Source organism: Streptomyces nigrescens (genome assembly GCF_027626975.1).
In the GTDB taxonomy this organism is placed as follows: domain Bacteria; phylum Actinomycetota; class Actinomycetes; order Streptomycetales; family Streptomycetaceae; genus Streptomyces; species Streptomyces nigrescens.
Map to the genome: position 1 here is coordinate 3,700,824 of NZ_CP114203.1, position 18,513 is coordinate 3,719,336.

The window sequence follows — 18,513 nt, forward strand, 5'->3', positions numbered from 1 at the left end:
GCCGGGGCACGGCGCATGACGCGTCCCTAGGGGACGAGCCGCGTGGCGGGATCAGCCACCCAGGGGGAGGGTCTTGGTGACGGCGTTGGTCGGCAGGCCGCCCAGCAGCTTGTTGCCCTGGGAGTTGACCTTGGTCTTGACGTCGTTGCCCTTCGCCTTGGCCTTGGTGAGCCCGGAGACAGTCTTGGTGGCGTCCTTCACCGGCAGGCTCTTCAGCACCCCGGCGGTGTCGAGCGCCGGGGCCGCGCTGGCGACGCCCGCGGCGGTGACGGCGAAAGCGGCACCGAGCGCGACGGTACCGAGAGTCTTGATGGTTCCCTGCTTCATCGAATTACGTCCTCATGATGGGGGCTTGACCGGCAAATCAACCTACTGAGGCGGCAACCGGCGCCGCAAACAGCCACGACCAAAGAAAAAACGGCCGGTGGACATTCCACCGGCCGTTGCGCTATAGGCTCGCGCCACCCCTTACGCAGGGTCAGAAGCACTGCTCACAGGGGACGTTGTGGTCGCCGGACGGAACAGCCATTCGGCCCGGAGTTCCGCGTAACCGGGCTTGATGACGTCATTGATCATGGCCAGACGTTCATCGAAAGGAATGAACGCTGATTTCATCGCATTGACTGTAAACCACTGCATGTCATCGAGCGTGTATCGGAATGTCTTGACCAGATGCTCGAATTCCTCGGACATGCTCGTGTGGCTCATCAGCCGGTTGTCGGTGTTGACCGTGAGCCGGAACTGCAGCCGGCGCAGCAGGCCGATGGGGTGCTCGGCGTAGGAGGGGGCGGCGCCGGTCTGGAGGTTGGAGGTCGGGCACATCTCCAGCGGGATGCGCTTGTCCCGTACGTACGAGGCGAGCCGGCCGAGCTTGACCGAGCCGTCGTCGGCGACCTCGATGTCGTCGATGATCCGGACGCCGTGGCCGAGGCGGTCGGCGCCGCACCACTGGAGGGCCTGCCAGATCGACGGCAGGCCGAAGGCCTCACCGGCGTGGATGGTGAAGTGGTTGTTCTCCCGCTTGAGGTACTCGAAGGCGTCGAGGTGGCGGGTGGGCGGGTAGCCGGCCTCGGCGCCCGCGATGTCGAAGCCGACGACGCCGGTGTCCCGGTAGCGGTTGGCGAGTTCGGCGATCTCCAGGGCGCGGGCGGCGTGCCGCATGGCGGTGAGCAGCGCCCCGACGCGGATGCGGTGGCCGTTCTCGCGGGCCCGGCGCTCGCCCTCGCGGAAGCCCTCGTTGACCGCCTCGACGACCTCTTCGAGGGTCAGGCCCTGCTCCAGGTGCTGCTCGGGCGCGTACCTGACCTCGGCGTAGACCACACCGTCGGCGGCCAGGTCCTCGGCGCACTCGGCGGCCACCCGGGCCAGTGCGTCGCGGGTCTGCATGACGGCGCAGGTGTGGGCGAAGGTCTCCAGGTAGCGCTCGAGCGAGCCGGAGTCGCTGGCCTCACGGAACCAGATCCCGAGCTTGTCCGGGTCGGTTTCGGGCAGTCCCTCGTAGCCGTTCTCACGGGCAAGCTCGACGACGGTGGCGGGGCGCAGGCCGCCGTCGAGGTGATCGTGGAGCAGCACCTTGGGGGCGCGGCGGATCTGTTCACTGGTCGGCTGGGTGGTGGTCTCGCTCGTCATTTCGGCACTCTAGCCCCTACGCGCGTAGATCTCATCGAACGATACGCAACAGTGACCCGTCCACGGGGTGGCGGGCACGCGTCCTTCTGCCATCGTTCTGGTCATGGCTCAGCAAGCGCTGCCGGTGCGTGAGGCCCGGCTCGGAAAACCGCTGGGAACGGCCGGCAAGGAAGGGGCGCGGGAAGCGCTCCGGTGGAGGGGCGGCAGGCGCGGCACCGGCCGGGAGGTGAGCGGGGTCGCGCTTTTACTGCCCGGCGGCGGACCGACCGGGGTACGGCGCCCTTCGCCGGTGGCGGCACTGGCGGTGCGGCCGCTGGCGGTCCGGCTGGCGAAGGCGGGGCGCCCTGAGGGCCTGACGGCCCATGTCGTGCGCTACCGCTGCAGCGGCTGGAACGGGACCGAGGCCCATCCGGCGCGGGACGCGGACTGGGCCCTGGAGGAGGTGGTCCGCCGCTACGGCGATGTCCCGGTCTGCCTCGTCGGTACGGGCATGGGTGCCCGCGCCGCCCTGCACGCCGCGGGGCACCCCGCCGTCAACTCCGTGCTGGCGATCGCCCCTTGGCTGCCCGACCCGCACCGGGACGACGCACAGCCCGATCCGGTGAAACAGCTCATCGGCCGGCAGGTCCTGCTCATCCACGGCACCAACGACGAGCGCACCGACCCGGATCTGTCGTACCGCTACGCCGAGCGCGCCAAGAAGGTCAACCGGGACATCTGCCGCTTCGAGGTGCACTCCGACGGCCATTCGCTGCATCAGCACCGTGCCGAAGTCCTGGCCCTGGCCTCCGACTTCATGCTCGGCTCGCTCTTCGCCCGGGGCTATGCCAGACCGGTGAAGGACGCGCTGGCCGCACCGCCGCCGCTGGGTCTGCGGATGCCGCTGGCAGCGGGCTTCGGGGCGTCACTGCGGCACTGAACGCGGCAGGCCCCGGCGCAACCGTCATCCGGCGGCGGGCGCCGGGGTATCGCTTCCGCACCGGCCGCCGCAGGCCCCGGCCGGGCCGCACCCGTCACCCGGCCGCGGGCCGGTCGGGGGCCGGTCGGGGGCATCGCTGCGGCACCGGCCGTCGTCACCCCCGGACAGCAGGCCCATCCGTCACCTGGGCAGCAGCCGCCCCCGCCGGCTCAGCAGGAACTTCTTGAACGCGGCCACCGGCGGGGTGTCCGGATGGCCGTCCAGCCAGGCGACGCCGATCTCGCGGACCGCGCGCGGTGCCGTCACGGTCAGCTCGGCGACGCCGGGGCGGGGCACGGCCGGTGGCGGAAGCAGGGCCACGCCCAGCCCGGCCGCCACCAGCCCGCGCAGCGTCTCGGCCTCCTCCCCCTCGAACGCGACCCGCGGGGTGAAACCCGCCTCGGCGCACAGCGCGTCGGTGATCCGGCGCAGCCCGTAGCCCGGTTCGAGGGTCACGAACAGTTCGCCGGCGGCCTCCGCGAGCCGGATGCGCTTGCGGGCGGCCAGCGGATGGTCGTCCGGGACGACCAGGCGCAGCTTCTGCTCGTCGAGCCGCCGGGCGACCAGGTCCGGGTAGTCGGGCACCGGCGAGGTCAGACACAGATCGAGGTCGCCGGCCCGCAGCCGCTCGATCATGGCCTCGCCGTAGTTCTGGACGAGCTGGAAGCGGACGCGCGGATGGTCGGCGCGGAAGCTGCGGATCAGGCCGGGCACGGTCTCCGACCCGAGGGTGTGCAGAAAGCCGAACGCCACCTTCCCGGCCGCGGGGTCGACATCGGCCCGTACGGACTCCGTCGCCCGCTCCAGGTCCGTGAGCGCCCGCTCGGTGGAGGCGAGAAAGGCGCGGCCCGCCGGGGTGAGGGAGAGGGTGCGGCCGTGCCGGGCGAAGAGGGCGACGCCGAGGTCCTCCTCCAGGCGGACGATGGCCCGGCTGAGCGTCGGCTGTGGCATCCCGAGCTCCTGCGCGGCGCGGGTGACGTGTTCGTGCCGGGCGACGGCGGTGAACTGGGCGAGCCGCGGGGCGAGGGTCACCGCCCACGAGTCGGCGCCGAGCTCGGCCACCTCCCCCGTGTCCGCCCCGGCCCGGCCCGAACCGGCGGTGTCTTTTCTGTTGCGACCTTGCAACAGCGGCCCTTGCGACCTGCGATCATGTGCCACAGCATCGATTATGCCGTTTCCATGCATTGGACGCATGAAACACAGAGGCTTACTTTCGAAACATGCCTCCCGCTGATACCGGGGCGTCCGTAACCGACCGTGCGGCCGCCTCTCCCCAGTCGTCCCCTGACTCCTCTACCGCCGCCGCGCCCGACCCCGAAGCGGGCAAGCTGCGGCCGGGCGGCCCCGGCTACCGCCGGATGAGCTTCGCCCTCTTCGCCGCCGGAGTAGCCACCTTCGCCCTCCTCTACTCCACGCAGGCACTGTTGCCCGCGATCTCCGGTGACCTCGGGGTGAGTCCGGACCAGGCGAGCTGGACCGTATCCGCGGCGACCTTCGGCCTGGCGCTCGGCGTGATCCCGCTGAGCGCGGTCTCCGAACGCTTCGGCCGGCGCACGCTGATGACGGTGTCCCTCTCGGTGGCCGCGCTGATCGCGATGCTGGTGCCGTTCGCCCCGTCGCTCGGTGCGCTGATCGCGCTGCGCGGCATCCAGGGCGTGGCGCTGGCCGGGCTGCCGGCCTCGGCGATGGCCTTCCTGGCCGAGGAGGTGCGCGCCAAGGCGCTGGTGGCGGCCATCGGACTGTTCGTGGCGGGCAACAGCATCGGCGGGATGTCCGGCCGGATCGTGACCGGCTGGGTCGCGCAGGCCTGGGGCTGGCGGGCGGCGCTCGCCGCGGTGGGTGTGCTGGCCGTGGTGTGCGCGGTGACCTTCCGGCTGCTGGTCCCCAAGGCCCGGCATTTCGCGCCCCGTTCGGTGGGTCCGCGGGCGCTGGCCCGTACGCTCGGCAGCCATCTGGCCGACCCGCTGCTGCGCCGCCTCTACGCCATCGGCGGGCTGTTCATGACGGTCTTCGGCGCGGTCTACACGGTCATCGGCTACCGCCTGGTCTCCGAGCCGTTCAACCTCCCGCAGGGCATTGTCGGTTCGATCTTCGTGGTCTACCTGGTCGGTACGGTCTCCTCGGCCGCGGCCGGCCAGCTGGTCGCCCGGGTGGGCCGCCGCGGCGCCCTGTATTTGGCCGTCGGCACCACCTCCACGGGTCTGCTGCTCTCCCTCGCCGACTCTGTCGCCGCGGTGCTGGCCGGCCTCATCCTGATCACCGCGGGCTTCTTCGCGGGCCATGCGGTCGCCTCGTCCTCGGTCAGCCGCACCGCCAAGACGGCGCGCGCCCAGGCGTCGGCGCTGTACCAGTGCGCGTACTACGTCGGCAGCAGCCTGGGCGGCGCGCTCGGCGCCGCCGCCTTCCACGCCGTCGGCTGGGAGGGCACCGTCCTCCTCGGCCTCGCCGCGATGCTCGGCGCCGCCTCGATCACCCTCTACGCCACCCGCAAGGCCGTGGCCGAACGCCGCCTCCTCCACCTGGAAAAGGCCGCGTAGCCGCCCGCAGTCCGAAGGGCCCGCCCTGCCACCTGTCCTGGTGGGGCGGGCCCTTCGCCCTTCCCTCTCAGTGCCGGTCGGCCTTCCTGGCCGGTGGCGGCGAGAACGATCTCGCGGAGGGTGACGCTCCGCGGCCGGCGGTAGGCGACGGCCTCGGCCTCGGCCTCGGCCACCCGGCTACCGCTTGTCCCGCTGGGCCGCCACGACCTCGCGGATGGTGCGCTCGGCACCGGAGCCGCGCTGCACCTTCTCCGCGAAGCCGGGGAACTGCCCGGCGAGAGCGCTGAGCACCTTCAACTCCAGCGGCCTTCGGACCCGTGGCGCAGAGCCATATGCGGCATGACCGGGAGGGCGGAAGGCGGGACGCCCTGCCCCGAAGGGCTCGGGCGTCCCGGCCGCCTCAACCGATGCGTTCCAGCACCACCGGAGTGGTGGCGAAGGCCGCGTCCTCGGGGCCGACGAGTACGCCGCCGTCGAGGGCCTCCAGGGCGTAGGGGAACTTCTCCGGGGTGTCGGTGTGCAGGGTCAGCAGGGGCTGGCCCGCGGTGACCGTGTCGCCGGGCTTGGCGTGCAGCTCCACGCCCGCGCCGGCCTGGACCGGGTCCTCCTTGCGCGCGCGGCCGGCGCCCAGGCGCCAGGCGGCAAGACCCACCGCATAGGCATCGAGGGTGGTGAGGATGCCGGAGGAAGAGGCGGTGACGACATGCTGTTCGCGGGCCACGGGGAGGGTCGCGTCGGGGTCGCCGCCCTGGGCGCTGATCATGCGGCGCCAGTGGTCCATGGCGGAGCCGTCGGCCAGCGCCTTGGCCGGGTCGGCGTCCTTGAGACCGGCCGCGTCGAGCATCTCGCGGGCCAGCGCCAGGGTCAGCTCGACGACGTCCTGCGGGCCGCCGCCGGCCAACACCTCGACGGATTCCCGTACTTCGAGGGCATTGCCTGCGGTCAGGCCGAGCGGGGTGGCCATGTCGGTGAGCAGGGCAACGGTCTTCACCCCGTGGTCGGTACCCAACTCGACCATCGTGGAGGCCAGTTCGCGGGCGTTGTCGAGGTCCTTCATGAAGGCGCCGGAGCCGACCTTGACGTCCAGGACGAGGGAACCGGTGCCCTCGGCGATCTTCTTGGACATGATCGAGGAGGCGATCAGGGGGATCGACTCGACGGTGCCGGTGACATCGCGGAGCGCGTAGAGCTTCTTGTCGGCGGGGGCGAGACCGTCACCGGCGGCGCAGATGACCGAGCCGACGTCGTGCAGGACGTTCAGCATCTCCTCGTTGGAGAGCGTCGCGCGCCAGCCCGGGATGGCTTCGAGCTTGTCGAGGGTGCCGCCGGTGTGGCCGAGGCCGCGCCCGGAGAGCTGCGGGACGGCCGCGCCACAGGCGGCGACGAGCGGGGCGAGCGGCAGAGTGATCTTGTCGCCGACGCCGCCGGTGGAGTGCTTGTCGGCGGTGGGGCGGGGCAGCGACGAGAAGTCCATCCGCTCACCGGAGGCGATCATCGCGGCCGTCCAGCGGGCGATCTCCGTGCGGTTCATACCGTTGAGGAAGATCGCCATCGCCAGGGACGACATCTGCTCGTGGGCGACCTCGCCGCGGGTGTAGGCGTCGATGACCCAGTCGATCTGATCGGGGGTCAGCTCGCCGCGGTCGCGCTTGGTGCGGATGACGGAGATGGCGTCCATGGACGGTTCCTTTCGAACGGGTAGGTACGTTCTACACGCATAGATGCCGGGGTGGCCAGGGAGGGCCGGGGGTCGTTCACCCGCGGGCGAACGCGCTTGCCACCGCCATCGCCCGTCAGCCGGGCTGGCTTCGGCCGCAGCCGGCCCGGCTGACGCCTTACCCCTTCACCCGGCTCCCCCCTGCGGACGGGGTCCGAACGGACCGTAGCCACGCCACGGCGTCGGTGAGCGCGTCGGCATCCCCCGGCGTGGGCTGGTCCGGGGCGATGGGAGCGTTGCCGTAGAGGCGGCCGGTCCGATCGGCCTCGCGGGCCACTGTGAGAGGGTGGTTTCTCCGGCGCTCATGGTCCTTCCGTCGATGAGGACCGCGACGGGCGGCTCGGGTTCGGCCGGCAGATACGGGTGGGGGATCGCCGAGAGCGCCTCGTCGTCCACGTACACCACACCGTCCCGGAGCAGCCAGCGTCCGGACACCTCACCCGCGGCGTCGACGAAGGATCCCAGGTGCCCGTGCCCGAGCAGCGGAGCGAGCACCGTGAGCATGGGGTACATCGAGCCGCCGGCGTTGCCGCGCAGGTCCACGACCCAGCCTTTCGGGCGGTGACGGTCCAGATCACGCACGACGGCGGCCCCTTCCCGTATGTACCGCCTCTCCACCTCCGCGCCCCCGTAGGCCTGTCCCGTCACCGTCGCCGTCGCGTCCGCGATCTGCGCCTCCGCTTCCCGCCGTACCCGCGCCCAGTCCACCCGTTCGCGGTTGAGCGCGTGCTCCTCCAGCAGATCCAGGACCGCCTCCAGGTAGTCGCGCACCGGCGACGTCCCCCCGGACGGAGCCGCTACGGACATTTCACCCATTGCACCAGAACCCCCGTTTCGGTCAAGACCCCGCGGTCTTCGACACGTCGGAGCCAGGACCTGTCCGACGGTCATGCGCGAGCGTGGTCGGCGTCGTTGTGCGGACGGTGCGCGCACCCGGAGTACGGGCCGCAGCGTTCGCGCGGATCGCTCACGAATCATCCCCGATCCAGGCCATTTCCGCCCTGATTCTGCTTGGCTGGTGGCTCTGCCGATCACAGGAGGTCGATACGCATGGCGCTCACGCACTGGGGGTTCATCTACACGGCGGACGGCAGTACGGCAGGTGGCGATGTCAGGGCCGTGGACACGGGTACGTGCCGCAGTGTGTTCGTCGGGGTGGAGAAGCCTGAGGAGGGCATCGAGGCAGCGCGCCGCCTGGTGGCCGAGGGTGTGCAACTCATCGAACTGTGCGGGGGGTTCGGCCCGGTATGGGCCGGGCGCATCATCGAGGCGATCGACGGCGCGGTCCCCGTGGGCGTAGTGGGCTATGGGCCCGAAGCGGTCGATCAGGTGCACGCGATTTTCTCCTGACGTGCGCCGCCTCCTTCCTTTCGAAGGGGGCGGCCCGGGCCGGCCCAGAGCGAGGAGGCCGTGATGACAGCGCCAGAGGCAATCACTATTGAGCCCTTGGACGGCCCGGCCGCCGCGCGGGCCGAGCCCGCGTTCAGGCTTGTCTACGCCGAGGTGTTCGCGGAGGAACCGTATGAGGAAACCCCGGAATCGGTAGCGGCGACCTTCCGCCGTTTCCGCTCCCAGGTCCGCAAATCCACCTTTCGTGCTGCGCTGGCCCGTACCGCCGGCGGTGAGCCGGTGGGCATCGCGTACGGCCATCCGCTCAGTGCCGCGGCGGATTGGTGGGACCGCCTGGTCACCCCCGTCCCGGCCGAACTCAGGCGAGAAGACGGGCAACGCACGTTCGGCCTCATGGAGTTCGCGGTACGAAAGCGCTGGCGTCAACTCGGGGTCGGCCGGCGACTGCACGAGGCGCTCCTCGCGGGGGCCAACGAAGAGCGCGTGCTGCTCAATGCACTACCGGCCGCCGAGGCGGCTCACGCGGCTTACCGGTCCTGGGGTTACCGCAAGGTGGGTGAGGCCCGCCCCTGGGAGGGCGCGGCTCTCCATGACGTGATGGCTCTCCAGCTCGGCTGAGCTGTCAGTCCGGTGCCGTGGTCGTCTCCAGCAGGCGCTGTCGGCCTGGGTGGCGGGGGCAGAGCCGCTTGCTTGTCGCTCGCGGCTCTCCAGGTACGCGTACCCACGGATACCGCCCGCCCCCGTCACCCCCTCAAGTGCCCCGGCCCGAACGCATCCGGCAGCAGCTCCGCCAGCGGGCGGATGCCGCCCGCCGTGTCGACCAAAAGCTCAGGCCCCCCGTGCTCGTACAGCAGCTGGCGGCAGCGGCCGCAGGGGACGAGGAGGGCGCCCGTGCCGTCGACGCAGGTGAAGGCGGTCAGGCGGGGGGCGGGGGCGGCGTTGTCGGGGCGGTCGGCGAACAGGGCGGAGATCAGGCCGCATTCGGCGCAGAGGGAGAGGCCGTAGGAGGCGTTCTCGACGTTGCAGGCGGCGATGGTGCGGCCGTCGTCCACTAGGGCGGCGGCGCCTACGGGGTAGCCGGAATACGGGGCGTAGGCCCGGGACATGGCGTCCCGGGCCTGCGCGCGCAGTGCGGTCCAGTCGACCGGCACCGGTGGTGTCATGTGCCTTGTCCTCGGCGGTAGGGCTTGCCGTTCGCCTTCGGCGGCCGCAGCCGCTGGGAGAAGAGGGCGAGTACCAGCAGGGTGGCGATGTAGGGGCTCGCCTCGACCAGTTCGAGCGGAACGGTGTCGGCCAGTGCGTACCAGATGACCAGGACGGCGGCGGCTATGCCGGCGACCACGGCCTGGGTGCGCTTGGCGGCGCGCAGCCGGAACAGGGCGAGCACCGCGAGGAGCGCGGCCAGGCCCAGGAGCAGCGCATGGACGGTCGGGCCGCCGCTGCGCAGCTGCATGGCGTCCATGAAGCCGAACAGGCCCGCGCCCATCGCGACGCCGCCCGGCCGCCAGTTGCCGAAGATCATCGTGGCGAGACCGATGTAGCCGCGGCCGCCGGTCTGGCCGTCCTGGTAGAAGTGCACCCCGATGGAGAGGAAGGCACCGCCGAGGCCGGCCAGCGCGCCGGAGACCAGCACCGCCGCGTACTTGTACGAGTAGACGTTGACGCCCAGGCTCTCGGCCGAGATCGGGGCCTCGCCGCAGGAGCGCAGCCGCAGGCCGAACGAGGAGCGCCAGAGTACGTAGAAGGTGCCGACGAACAGAGCGATGGTGAGCAGCGTCAGCCAGGAGACGTTGGTGACCGCCGCGCCGAGGATGCCGGCGACGTCGGAGACCAGGAACCAGTGGTGGCCCTCCAGGGTGTTCAGCGCGTCCGAGAGGCCGGGGACGGTGAACGTCGGCATGTCGGGCATCGGCGGGGACTGCTTGTCGTTGCCGCCGGCCGCCATGGCCGCGCTGCCTTCCTGGCCGAACCACAGCGTGGCCAGGTACTGGGTGGCCCCGAGCGCCAGGATGTTGACCGCGACACCGGAGACGATGTGGTCGACGCCGAAGGTCACGGTGGCGATGGCGTGGATCAGACCGCCGAGCGCGCCGCCGATGATGCCGGCCGCGGCGGCCGCCCAGGGGCCGTGCTGCCAGCCGACCCAGCCGGCCGCGAACGAGCCGAGCATCATCATGCCTTCGAGGCCGATGTTGACCACGCCCGCCCGCTCGGACCACAGTCCGCCCAGGCCCGCCAGGCCGATCGGTACGGCGGCGCTCAGTGCGGCGCCGAACTGGCCGGTGGAGGTGAGGTCCGCGGTGCCGGTGATGGCCCGGAGGGCGGAGACGGCGACCAGGCCGATGGCGATGATCAGCAGGATCCAGGGGTAGGTCAGCTTGCGCCGGCCCCCCTTCCCGGGGACCGCGAGCTTCGTCGCGGTCTTGAGGTCCGTACTCACGCCGACACCTCCGGCTTGTCGCTCTTGTCAGAGTTCGTCGTGCGGGACAGGACGGCCAGCTCCTCGCCGACCTTGCGCTGCTGCAGGTTCAGCCCGTAGCGGCGCACGATCTCGTAGGCGATGACCACGCACAGGACGATGACGCCCTGGATGACGCCGACGATTTCCTGGGCGTACCCCTCGAACTCCAGCCGGGAGCCGGTGCGGTCGAGGAAGGCCCACAGCAGGGCGCCGAAGGCCATGCCGATGGGGTGGTTGCGGCCGAGCAGCGCGATGGCGATACCGGTGAAGCCGATACCGGCCGGGAAGTCCGTGCCGTACTGGAAGGACTCGCCGAGCAGGGTCGGCATACCGACCAGACCGGCCGCGGCGCCGGACAGCAGCATGCTGCTGATGACCATGCGCTTGACGCTGACGCCGCTGGCCTCGGCGGCCGGCTCGGAGGCGCCCACGGCGCGCAGGTCGAAGCCGAAGCGGGTGCGGTTGATCCCGAACCAGTACAGCGCACCGGCCAGGATCGCGATCACCACGAAGCCGTAGACGGGCTTGGGGTGGGTCGGGAAGGAGAAGAAGTGGCTGGATTCCGGCAGGAACTTGGTGTGGAGGAGGTTGCCGTCCTTGATGGCGAGGCGGCCGTCCTGCAGGAAGTAGCCGATGATCGAGGCGGCGATGGCGTTCAGCATGATCGTGGTGATCACTTCGCTGACGCCGCGGGTGGTCTTGAGGAGACCGGCGATGCCGGACCAGATCGCGCCGACCAGCATCGCGATGACGATGAGCAGGATGATCTGGATCGCGCCGGGCAGCGCGATGGCGCCGCCGACCGCCGCGGCCGCGAACGCCGCGAGGCGGTACTGGCCGTCGACACCGATGTTGAAGAGGTTCATGCGGAAGCCGATGGCGACCGCCAGCGCCGAAAGGTAGTACGGCACCGCCTTGTTGATGATCCAGACCTGGCTGTCGCTGTAGTGACCGTAATCGGCCATGATCCCGTAGGCGCGGAAGGGGTTCTCCCCCGACGCCAGGAAGACCAGGGACGAGATCACTATCGCGGCGACGATGGCCAGGACGGGGGCGGCGATCGCCAGGATCACCTTGTCGCGGGTGGCGCTCTTGGCGATGGCGTCCACGGCGGGGTTCTTGGTGGAGGTGCTCACTGCTCGTCCCCCTCCTGCTCACCGGCGGCGGGCGACACACCGTCGTGCGACGCACCGTCTTCCGGCGCACCGTCGTCCGGCGCACCGTCTTCCGACGCGCTGAGGTGGCCTCTGGCGGCACCGGTCATGGCGGAGCCCAACTCCTCCGGGGTGATGACGGCGGGGTCCGCGTCCGCGACCAGCCGGCCCCGGTACATCACCCGCAGGGTGTCGGACAGCCCGATCAGCTCGTCCAGGTCGGCAGAGATCAGCAGCACCGCCAGGCCCTCGCGGCGCGCCTCGCGGATCTGTTCCCAGATCTGCGCCTGCGCACCGACGTCGACCCCGCGGGTGGGGTGGGCGGCGATCAGCAGCTTGGGCTGGTGGCTCATCTCGCGGCCGACGATCAGCTTCTGCTGGTTGCCGCCGGAGAGCGAGGACGCGGTGACCTCGATGCCGGGGGTGCGCACGTCGTACTCCTCGACGATGCGCGCGGTGTCCCTGCGGGCGCCGGGGATGTCGAGGAGCTTGCCCTTGCTGTTGGGGCGCTCGGTGACATGGCCCAGGATGCGGTTCTCCCACAGCGGGGCTTCCAGCAGCAGGCCGTGGCGGTGGCGGTCCTCGGGGATGTAGCCGATGCCGCCCTCTCGCCGGGCGCGGGTGGAGGCGCCGGACAGGTCCGTGCCGTCCAGGGTGATCGCGCCGCGGTCGGGGCGGCGGGTGCCCATGACGGCCTCGACCAGTTCGGCCTGGCCGTTGCCCTCGACACCGGCGACGCCCAGCACCTCGCCCTTGTGGATGGTGAAGGAGATGCCGTCCAGGACGGTGCGGACCACTCCGTCGGAGTCGGTCGCGGAGAGGTGGACGTCGCTGACGCGGAGCATCTCCTCGTCGGTGACCGTCGATTCGCGGGTCTCGGGGGACGGCAGTTCGCTGCCGACCATCAGCTCGGCCAGCTGCTTGGGGGTGGTCCCGGACGGTTCGACCGAGGCCACGGTGGTGCCGCGCCGTATGACGGTGATGTCGTCGGCGACCGAGAGCACCTCGCCCAGCTTGTGCGAGATGAAGATGACGGTCAGGCCCTCGGACTTGAGCTCGCGCAGGTTGTCGAAGAGCGCGTCGACCTCCTGCGGGACCAGGACGGCGGTCGGCTCGTCGAGGATGAGCGTGCGGGCGCCGCGGTAGAGGACCTTGAGGATCTCCACCCGCTGGCGGTCGGCGACTCCGAGGTCCTCGACCAGGACGTCGGGCCGGATGTTCAGCCCGTACGCGTCCGAGATCTCCTTTATCTTCGCGCGGGCGCCGGCACCGATGCCGTGCAGCTTCTCCGCGCCGAGAACGGTGTTCTCCAGGACGGTGAGGTTGTCGGCGAGCATGAAGTGCTGGTGCACCATGCCGATGCCGCGGGCGATGGCGTCCGCCGGGGTGTGCAGGGTGACCTGCTCGCCGCCCAGCGCGATGGTGCCCTCGTCCGGCTTCTGCATGCCGTAGAGGATCTTCATCAGGGTGGACTTGCCGGCACCGTTCTCGCCGCACAGGGCGTGGACGGTGCCGCGGCGCACGGTGAGGTGGATGTCGTGGTTGGCCACGACGCCGGGGAACCTTTTGGTGATTCCGCGGAGTTCTACAGCGGGGGCGTCCGGGACGGCGGGGCCGCTGCTCGTGGATGCTGCGTTGATGGCGCACTCCCCTCAGGGATGAAGGAGCGGAAAGGACGGAAAGTCAGGGACCGGAAGGTCACAAGGGGGACGGGGGCTCGCCCCCGGGGGTCCGGCGCTGCGGCGCCCCGGGGCGGCGGTGGTCCCGGGCTACGGCGTCTCCTTGACCTTCACCTTGCCCTCGATGATCTTCTTCCGGGCCGCGTCGATCTGCGGCTGGATGTCCTTGATGAACCCGCCCGAGGTCGCGAGCGACACCCCGCTGTGCTTGAGGTCATAGGCGTGGATGCCGGTCAGCGGCTTGCCGTCCTCGGCGCTCTTGATCAGGTCGAACACGGCCACATCGACGTTCTTCACGACCGAGGTGAGGATCCGGTCCTTGTAGCGGGCCAGGCCCGGCTGCTGGTACTGGTCCGAGTCCACGCCGATCGCCCAGGCGCCCTTGACCTTGCTGACCGCCTCGATGGTCCCGGCGCCCGACTGCCCGGCCGCCGTGTAGATCACATCGACACCGCTGTCGAGCATGCCGCCGGCCTTGGCCTTGGCGGCGGCCGGGTCGTTGAACCCCTTGTCGTTGTTGGGGTACAGGTACTGCGAGGTGACCTTGGCCTTCGGGTCGGTGTCGCGGACCCCCTGCTCGAAGCCGGCCTGGAACTTCTGGATCAGCGCATTGTTCACGCCACCGATGAAGCCCACCTTGTGGGTCTTGCTCTTCAGCGCGGCCGCGACGCCCGCCAGATACGAGCCCTCGTGCTCGGCGAAGACCATCGCATCGACGTTCTTGCCCTCCGGCACGGCGTCCACGACACCGAAGGTGGTGTCGGGGAAGTCCTTGGCCACGTTCTGCACGGACTGGCTGTAGGCGAAGCCGACGCCGATGACCGGGTTGTAGCCGGCCTCGGCGAAGGAGGTGAGCCGCTGCTCGCGGTCCGCCTCGGTCTCGCCGTTCTTGGCGGTGAGCATCTTGACGTTGACGCCCAGCTTCTTGGTCGCGTTCTCCGCACCGCGGGCGGCCGCTTCGTTGAACGAGTGGTCGTCCCGGCCGCCGATGTCGAAGGCCAACCCGACCCCCGCGTGTTTGGCGCGGTTGGCCTCGGCAAAGCTCTGACCGCACGCGGTGGCGGTGAGCGCGAGGACCGCGGTGGCGGTGGCCGCGGCGGCAATCCTGATGACCCGACGCACGGGGCCTTCCCTTCGCTCTAAGCGCCCCCAGTGGCGCTGGCTTGTCGGGAGATTAACGCGCGTAGACCTGGCGCAAAACCCTCCACTGCGTGGACGTTATCGATTCGAGGCGTAGGGCACCTGGACGAAACACGGCGGGCGATATGCGAAGCCCGTCCCGGCAAGCTGCCGAAACGGGCTGATATCCGGGCTTTACGGGTAGTGAGCCGCTATATGAGGACGTACCGGGGCGTCGGGTCGTCGGTCGCCCGGCCGGGCCCTGGCGTCCGGTCCGGGCCCGCCGTCCCGCAGCGCGACGCCGCCCGGATGCTCGGCGCTCAGTCCGCGAGGTCTCCGTCGAGGAGCGCGCAGGCCGTGAAGAGCTCCACCCCCACCTTGATCGCCTGTTCGTCCACGTCGAAGTCGCCGCGGTGCAGGTCCCGGTGTGTGGGGTCGGCGGGTGGGTGGACGCCTAGGCGGGCCATGGCGCCGGGGACGTGTTCGAGGTACCAGGAGAAGTCCTCGCCGCCGAGGGACTGCTCGGTGTCCTCGATGGCGCCCTCGCCGCGGCGGGCGGCCATCGCGGAGTGCAGCAGCTGGACGGTGACCGGTTCGTTGACCACCGGCGGGACCCCGCGGACGTAGGTGATCTGCGACTTCGCGCCGTGCAGTGCGGCGACCTCGTCGATCGCGGCATGCACCAGGTCCGGGGCGCGCCGCCAGGCGTCGAGATCGAGACAGCGGACGGTGCCGGAGAGTTCGGCGTGCTGCGGGATGACGTTGCAGGCGTGGCCGGAGGCCAGCCGGCCCCAGGTGACGGCCAGGCCGGCGCGGGCGTCGACCCGGCGGGCCAGCAGCGCCGGTACGTCCAGGGCGACCCGGGAGGCGGCGGTGACCATGTCGGTGGTCAGGTGCGGGCGGGCGGTGTGGCCGCCGGGGCCGTCCAGCTCGACCTCCAGCCGGTCGCAGGCCGAGGTGATCGCTCCCGTACGGAGCCCGATGCGGCCGGCGTCGACGCGCGGGTCGCAGTGGACGGCGAGGATCCGGCCGACGCGGTCCAGGGCGCCGGACTCGATCGCGTCGGAGGCGCCGCCGGGCAGCACCTCCTCGGCGGGCTGGAAGAGCAGGCGCACGGGGCGCGGCAGGGCGCCGGCGCGGGCCAGCTCGGCCAGGACCAGACCGGCGCCGAGGACGACGACGGTGTGCACGTCATGGCCGCAGGCGTGGGCGCGGCCGGCGACCGTCGAGGCGTAGTCGACGGTCTTGGTGTCCGGGATGGGCAGGGCGTCGATGTCCGCGCGCAGCGCCAGCAGGGGGCGGTCGGGGGCGGCCGCGACGGCCCGCCCGTCGGCCGTGGCGTCCCGTGTGCCGATGTCACACACCAGGCCGGTGCCGGTGGCCAGTACCCGGGGCCGCAGACCGGCCCGCTCCAGCCGCTCCTTGATCGCCGCGGTGGTCCGGAACTCCTGGTTGCCGAGTTCGGGATGCATGTGCAAGTCGCGGCGGAAGAGGCCGAGTTCGGCGCGCAGCGCCTCGGGGAGGGCGCCGGGGAGCTGGTCCCCGGCGGGGGTACGGGCGGCGCTGACATCTCGGGACATCACGTGGTTCACCTGTGGAAGGTTACGGGTCCCGATGGGGCAACTGTCCTTCGATCAACAAAAGTTCAGCCCGTTAGGGGAAGAAAATCTAGGCCGCTCGGCGCATGGACGGTTTATGCGACGGGTATGCAGTAAGGCTTCCCGCGCTCCTTCAGCCGGCGGCCATCCGCTGGGTGAACGGCAGTCGCTGCACGTCGCGGGCGGTGCCGGTGACCCCGTCGAGGAAACCCTGGGCCCGCGGTGAGGCGTTGGCCGTCAGCCACTCCGGATCGATGTCACAGACCGCGACCTTGACCTCCGTACCCAGCAGCGCCAGCGGCAGGGTGTGCACCACGGTGGAGGGGAAGCTGACGATCAGCCGTCCGATGGGGCCGCGGCGGGCGATCAGTTCGAGCGGCAGATCGGGCCGTACGACCTCCAGGCCGGTCTCGGCCACGAGGCGGTGCAGCTTTTCGGTGCTCTCCTTGCGGTGCGCGAAGTAGCGGGTGGCGCCGTGCGTACGGGCCAGGGTGCGGACCGCGGCCAGGTAGCGGTCGGCGTCGACGACTCCGGTCTCCACCAGCGAGGTGCCGACGATATCGGCGGCGCGGGTGAGCCGGGGCGGGCCGAAGCGGCCGCGGGTCCAGGCGAACTCGTTGGTGGTGACCTCGACGCCCGGCGGTGCCTCGACGGGCATCGAGCTGAACAGGCCGACGGTGCGCCGGCCGCCCTCGGGCGCCGGGGTGAGCCGGCGCCGGGCGGTGGCCGAGAACGGCGCGAAGACCAGGTCCCGCGGGCCGCGTCCACTGCCGTTGCGGTGCCAGCGCACCAGCCGTTCACCGCGGGCGAGTTGGGAGATGAACTCCATGGTGGCGGTGCCGTCGTCGACCACGACCAGCTCGCGCGCCTTGGCGAGGGAGAGCAGCAGCTGGACGTAGCGGGAGAACGGGTCGCCGATGACCACGCGGCGGGCGCGGCGCAGCAGCGGGGTGAGGCCGCCGATGGTGCGCATCGGCGCGGTCGGACCACCGCGGGCCTCCTCCCAGCGCACCGTATGGCCTTCGTCGCGGGCGAGTTCGGCCATCCGCCGCAGCTGGCCGCGGGTCATCGGGTCGTGCGGGGAGAGCACGACGACGGTGAGCTCGGTGGCCTGGGCCGTGTGCGCCCATTCCAGGGCGTTCAGCAGCTGCACCGGGCTCTCGACGAACGCGAGGGTGCCGGTGTCCCGGGCTGCCGCACGCGGCGCACCGGAGCGTGCGGTCCGGTGGCGCTGCCGGGGCACCCCCCGGAGACCACGGGCGGGAGAACCCGTCGTCTCCGGGGGCGGAACCTCGGCGCCGGGCGTGCCGGGCACGGCGCGGGTCCCTTCAGGTGAGCTCACCATGGCTCCCGTCGGTTCGTCGGCCGCGGCCGTCAGACGGCGGCCGGCTCGGCGGCCTCGGCCTCGGCCACCACGCCGGTGACGCGGCGCAGCTTCTTCATCGGGCCGAGCTCGCTCTCGTAGACCTTCTTGACGCCGTCACCGAGGGACTCCTCGATGGTGCGGATGTCGCGGACCAGGCGGGACAGGCCGCCGGGCTCGACGGAGGCGGCCTGGTCGGAGCCCCACATGGCGCGGTCGAGGGTGATGTGGCGCTCGACGAAGGTGGCGCCGAGGGCGACCGCGGCGAGGGTGGTCTGCAGACCGGTCTCGTGGCCGCTGTAGCCGATCGGGACGTTCGGGTACTCGTCCTGCAGGGTGTTGATCATCCGCAGGTTGAGCTCCTCGGCCTTGGCCGGGTAGGTGCTCGTGGCGTGGCAGAGCAGGATGTTCTCGCTGCCCAGGACCTCGACGGCGTGCCGGATCTGCTTGGGGGTGGACATGCCCGTGGAGAGGATGACGGTGCGGCCGGTGGCGCGCATGGCGCGCAGCAGGTCGTCGTCGGTGAGCGAGGCGGAGGCGACCTTGTAGCAGGGCACGTCGAACTTCTCCAGGAAGGCGACGGACTCGACGTCCCACGGGGAGGCGAACCAGGCGATGCCGCGCTTCTTGCAGTACTCGTCGATGGCGCGGTAGCCGTCCTCGTCGAACTCCACACGGTGGCGGTAGTCGATGTAGGTCATCCGGCCCCAGGGGGTGTCGCGCTCGATGTCCCACTGGTCGCGCGGGGTGCAGATCTCCGGGGTCCGCTTCTGGAACTTCACCGCGTCGCAGCCGGCGTCGGCGGCGGCATCGATCAGCGCGAACGCGTTCTCCAGGTCGCCGTTGTGGTTGATGCCGATCTCGCCGGTGACGTAGACGGGGCGGCCGGGGCCGGCCTCGCGGGAGCCGAGGGTGCGGAGGCGGGAGTTGCTGCTCATGGGGAGGGTT

At 71.1% G+C, this 18,513-nt stretch carries 17 protein-coding genes; 4 read left to right on the plus strand and 13 right to left on the minus strand.

Annotation, left to right across the window (positions count from 1 at the left end):
• Positions 1 to 51: 51 nt before the first annotated feature.
• The gene (locus STRNI_RS16515) at positions 52 to 327 is read right to left on the minus strand and encodes a hypothetical protein (RefSeq protein ID WP_018089203.1); all 276 of its coding nucleotides are present in this window, start codon (positions 325 to 327) and stop codon (positions 52 to 54) included.
• Between the two features lie 141 nt (positions 328 to 468).
• Complete coding sequence (locus tag STRNI_RS16520) at positions 469 to 1,629, minus strand: adenosine deaminase (protein ID WP_093637315.1); 1,161 nt, start codon at positions 1,627 to 1,629, stop codon at positions 469 to 471.
• A 103-nt stretch (positions 1,630 to 1,732) separates the two neighbouring features.
• Here STRNI_RS16520 and STRNI_RS16525 point away from each other — a divergent pair, with 103 nt between their 5' ends.
• Positions 1,733 to 2,548, plus strand: coding sequence for an alpha/beta fold hydrolase (locus STRNI_RS16525; RefSeq protein WP_093637312.1), 816 nt, complete (start codon positions 1,733 to 1,735; stop codon positions 2,546 to 2,548).
• Between the two features lie 180 nt (positions 2,549 to 2,728).
• On the opposite strand, the gene STRNI_RS16530 is transcribed toward STRNI_RS16525, so the two are convergent.
• Complete coding sequence (locus STRNI_RS16530) at positions 2,729 to 3,712, minus strand: LysR family transcriptional regulator (RefSeq protein ID WP_262038779.1); 984 nt, start codon at positions 3,710 to 3,712, stop codon at positions 2,729 to 2,731.
• Positions 3,713 to 3,807: 95 nt separating this feature from the next.
• On the opposite strand from STRNI_RS16530, the gene STRNI_RS16535 reads away from it, so the two are divergent.
• Positions 3,808 to 5,124: an MFS transporter gene (locus STRNI_RS16535; RefSeq protein WP_266438948.1), complete on the plus strand. Its 1,317-nt coding sequence runs from the start codon at positions 3,808 to 3,810 to the stop codon at positions 5,122 to 5,124.
• A 400-nt stretch (positions 5,125 to 5,524) separates the two neighbouring features.
• Here STRNI_RS16535 and STRNI_RS16540 read toward each other — a convergent pair whose 3' ends face one another.
• Complete coding sequence (locus tag STRNI_RS16540) at positions 5,525 to 6,802, minus strand: thymidine phosphorylase (protein ID WP_109892237.1); 1,278 nt, start codon at positions 6,800 to 6,802, stop codon at positions 5,525 to 5,527.
• A gap of 165 nt (positions 6,803 to 6,967) precedes the next feature.
• Positions 6,968 to 7,648 carry a S41 family peptidase gene (locus STRNI_RS16545; protein ID WP_277411488.1) on the minus strand — a complete coding sequence of 227 codons (681 nt, stop codon included), beginning with the start codon at positions 7,646 to 7,648 and terminating at the stop codon, positions 6,968 to 6,970.
• 243 nt (positions 7,649 to 7,891) lie between these two features.
• Here STRNI_RS16545 and STRNI_RS16550 point away from each other — a divergent pair, with 243 nt between their 5' ends.
• Positions 7,892 to 8,191 (plus strand): DUF6506 family protein, encoded by a 300-nt coding sequence (locus tag STRNI_RS16550; protein ID WP_159486503.1) that lies wholly within the window; start codon positions 7,892 to 7,894, stop codon positions 8,189 to 8,191.
• 63 nt (positions 8,192 to 8,254) lie between these two features.
• On the plus strand, positions 8,255 to 8,809 hold the full coding sequence (locus STRNI_RS16555) for a GNAT family N-acetyltransferase (RefSeq protein ID WP_159486505.1): 555 nt from the start codon (positions 8,255 to 8,257) through the stop codon (positions 8,807 to 8,809).
• A gap of 125 nt (positions 8,810 to 8,934) precedes the next feature.
• Here the strand turns inward: STRNI_RS16555 and STRNI_RS16560 are convergent, their stop codons facing one another.
• The 8 genes from STRNI_RS16560 to STRNI_RS16595 form a co-directional block, all read right to left on the minus strand.
• Complete coding sequence (locus STRNI_RS16560) at positions 8,935 to 9,354, minus strand: cytidine deaminase (RefSeq protein ID WP_277411489.1); 420 nt, start codon at positions 9,352 to 9,354, stop codon at positions 8,935 to 8,937.
• On the minus strand, positions 9,351 to 10,631 hold the full coding sequence (locus STRNI_RS16565; RefSeq protein WP_093637288.1) for an ABC transporter permease: 1,281 nt from the start codon (positions 10,629 to 10,631) through the stop codon (positions 9,351 to 9,353). Before STRNI_RS16565 ends, STRNI_RS16560 begins: the two co-directional genes overlap by 4 nt.
• A complete protein-coding gene (locus STRNI_RS16570; protein ID WP_371874830.1) occupies positions 10,628 to 11,788 on the minus strand; it encodes an ABC transporter permease in 1,161 nt (386 codons plus the stop codon). The genes STRNI_RS16565 and STRNI_RS16570 overlap by 4 nt, the downstream gene beginning before the upstream one ends.
• A complete protein-coding gene (locus tag STRNI_RS16575; RefSeq protein WP_277411490.1) occupies positions 11,785 to 13,356 on the minus strand; it encodes an ABC transporter ATP-binding protein in 1,572 nt (523 codons plus the stop codon). The genes STRNI_RS16570 and STRNI_RS16575 overlap by 4 nt, the downstream gene beginning before the upstream one ends.
• Positions 13,357 to 13,575: 219 nt before the next feature.
• Positions 13,576 to 14,607 (minus strand): BMP family lipoprotein, encoded by a 1,032-nt coding sequence (locus tag STRNI_RS16580; protein ID WP_018089183.1) that lies wholly within the window; start codon positions 14,605 to 14,607, stop codon positions 13,576 to 13,578.
• Positions 14,608 to 14,924: 317 nt separating this feature from the next.
• On the minus strand, positions 14,925 to 16,184 hold the full coding sequence (locus tag STRNI_RS16585; RefSeq protein ID WP_277411491.1) for an amidohydrolase: 1,260 nt from the start codon (positions 16,182 to 16,184) through the stop codon (positions 14,925 to 14,927).
• 151 nt (positions 16,185 to 16,335) lie between these two features.
• Positions 16,336 to 17,547 (minus strand): hypothetical protein, encoded by a 1,212-nt coding sequence (locus tag STRNI_RS16590; protein ID WP_371874831.1) that lies wholly within the window; start codon positions 17,545 to 17,547, stop codon positions 16,336 to 16,338.
• Between the two features lie 29 nt (positions 17,548 to 17,576).
• Positions 17,577 to 18,503 carry an N-acetylneuraminate synthase family protein gene (locus tag STRNI_RS16595; RefSeq protein WP_093637278.1) on the minus strand — a complete coding sequence of 309 codons (927 nt, stop codon included), beginning with the start codon at positions 18,501 to 18,503 and terminating at the stop codon, positions 17,577 to 17,579.
• Between the last annotated feature and the right edge of the window lie 10 nt (positions 18,504 to 18,513).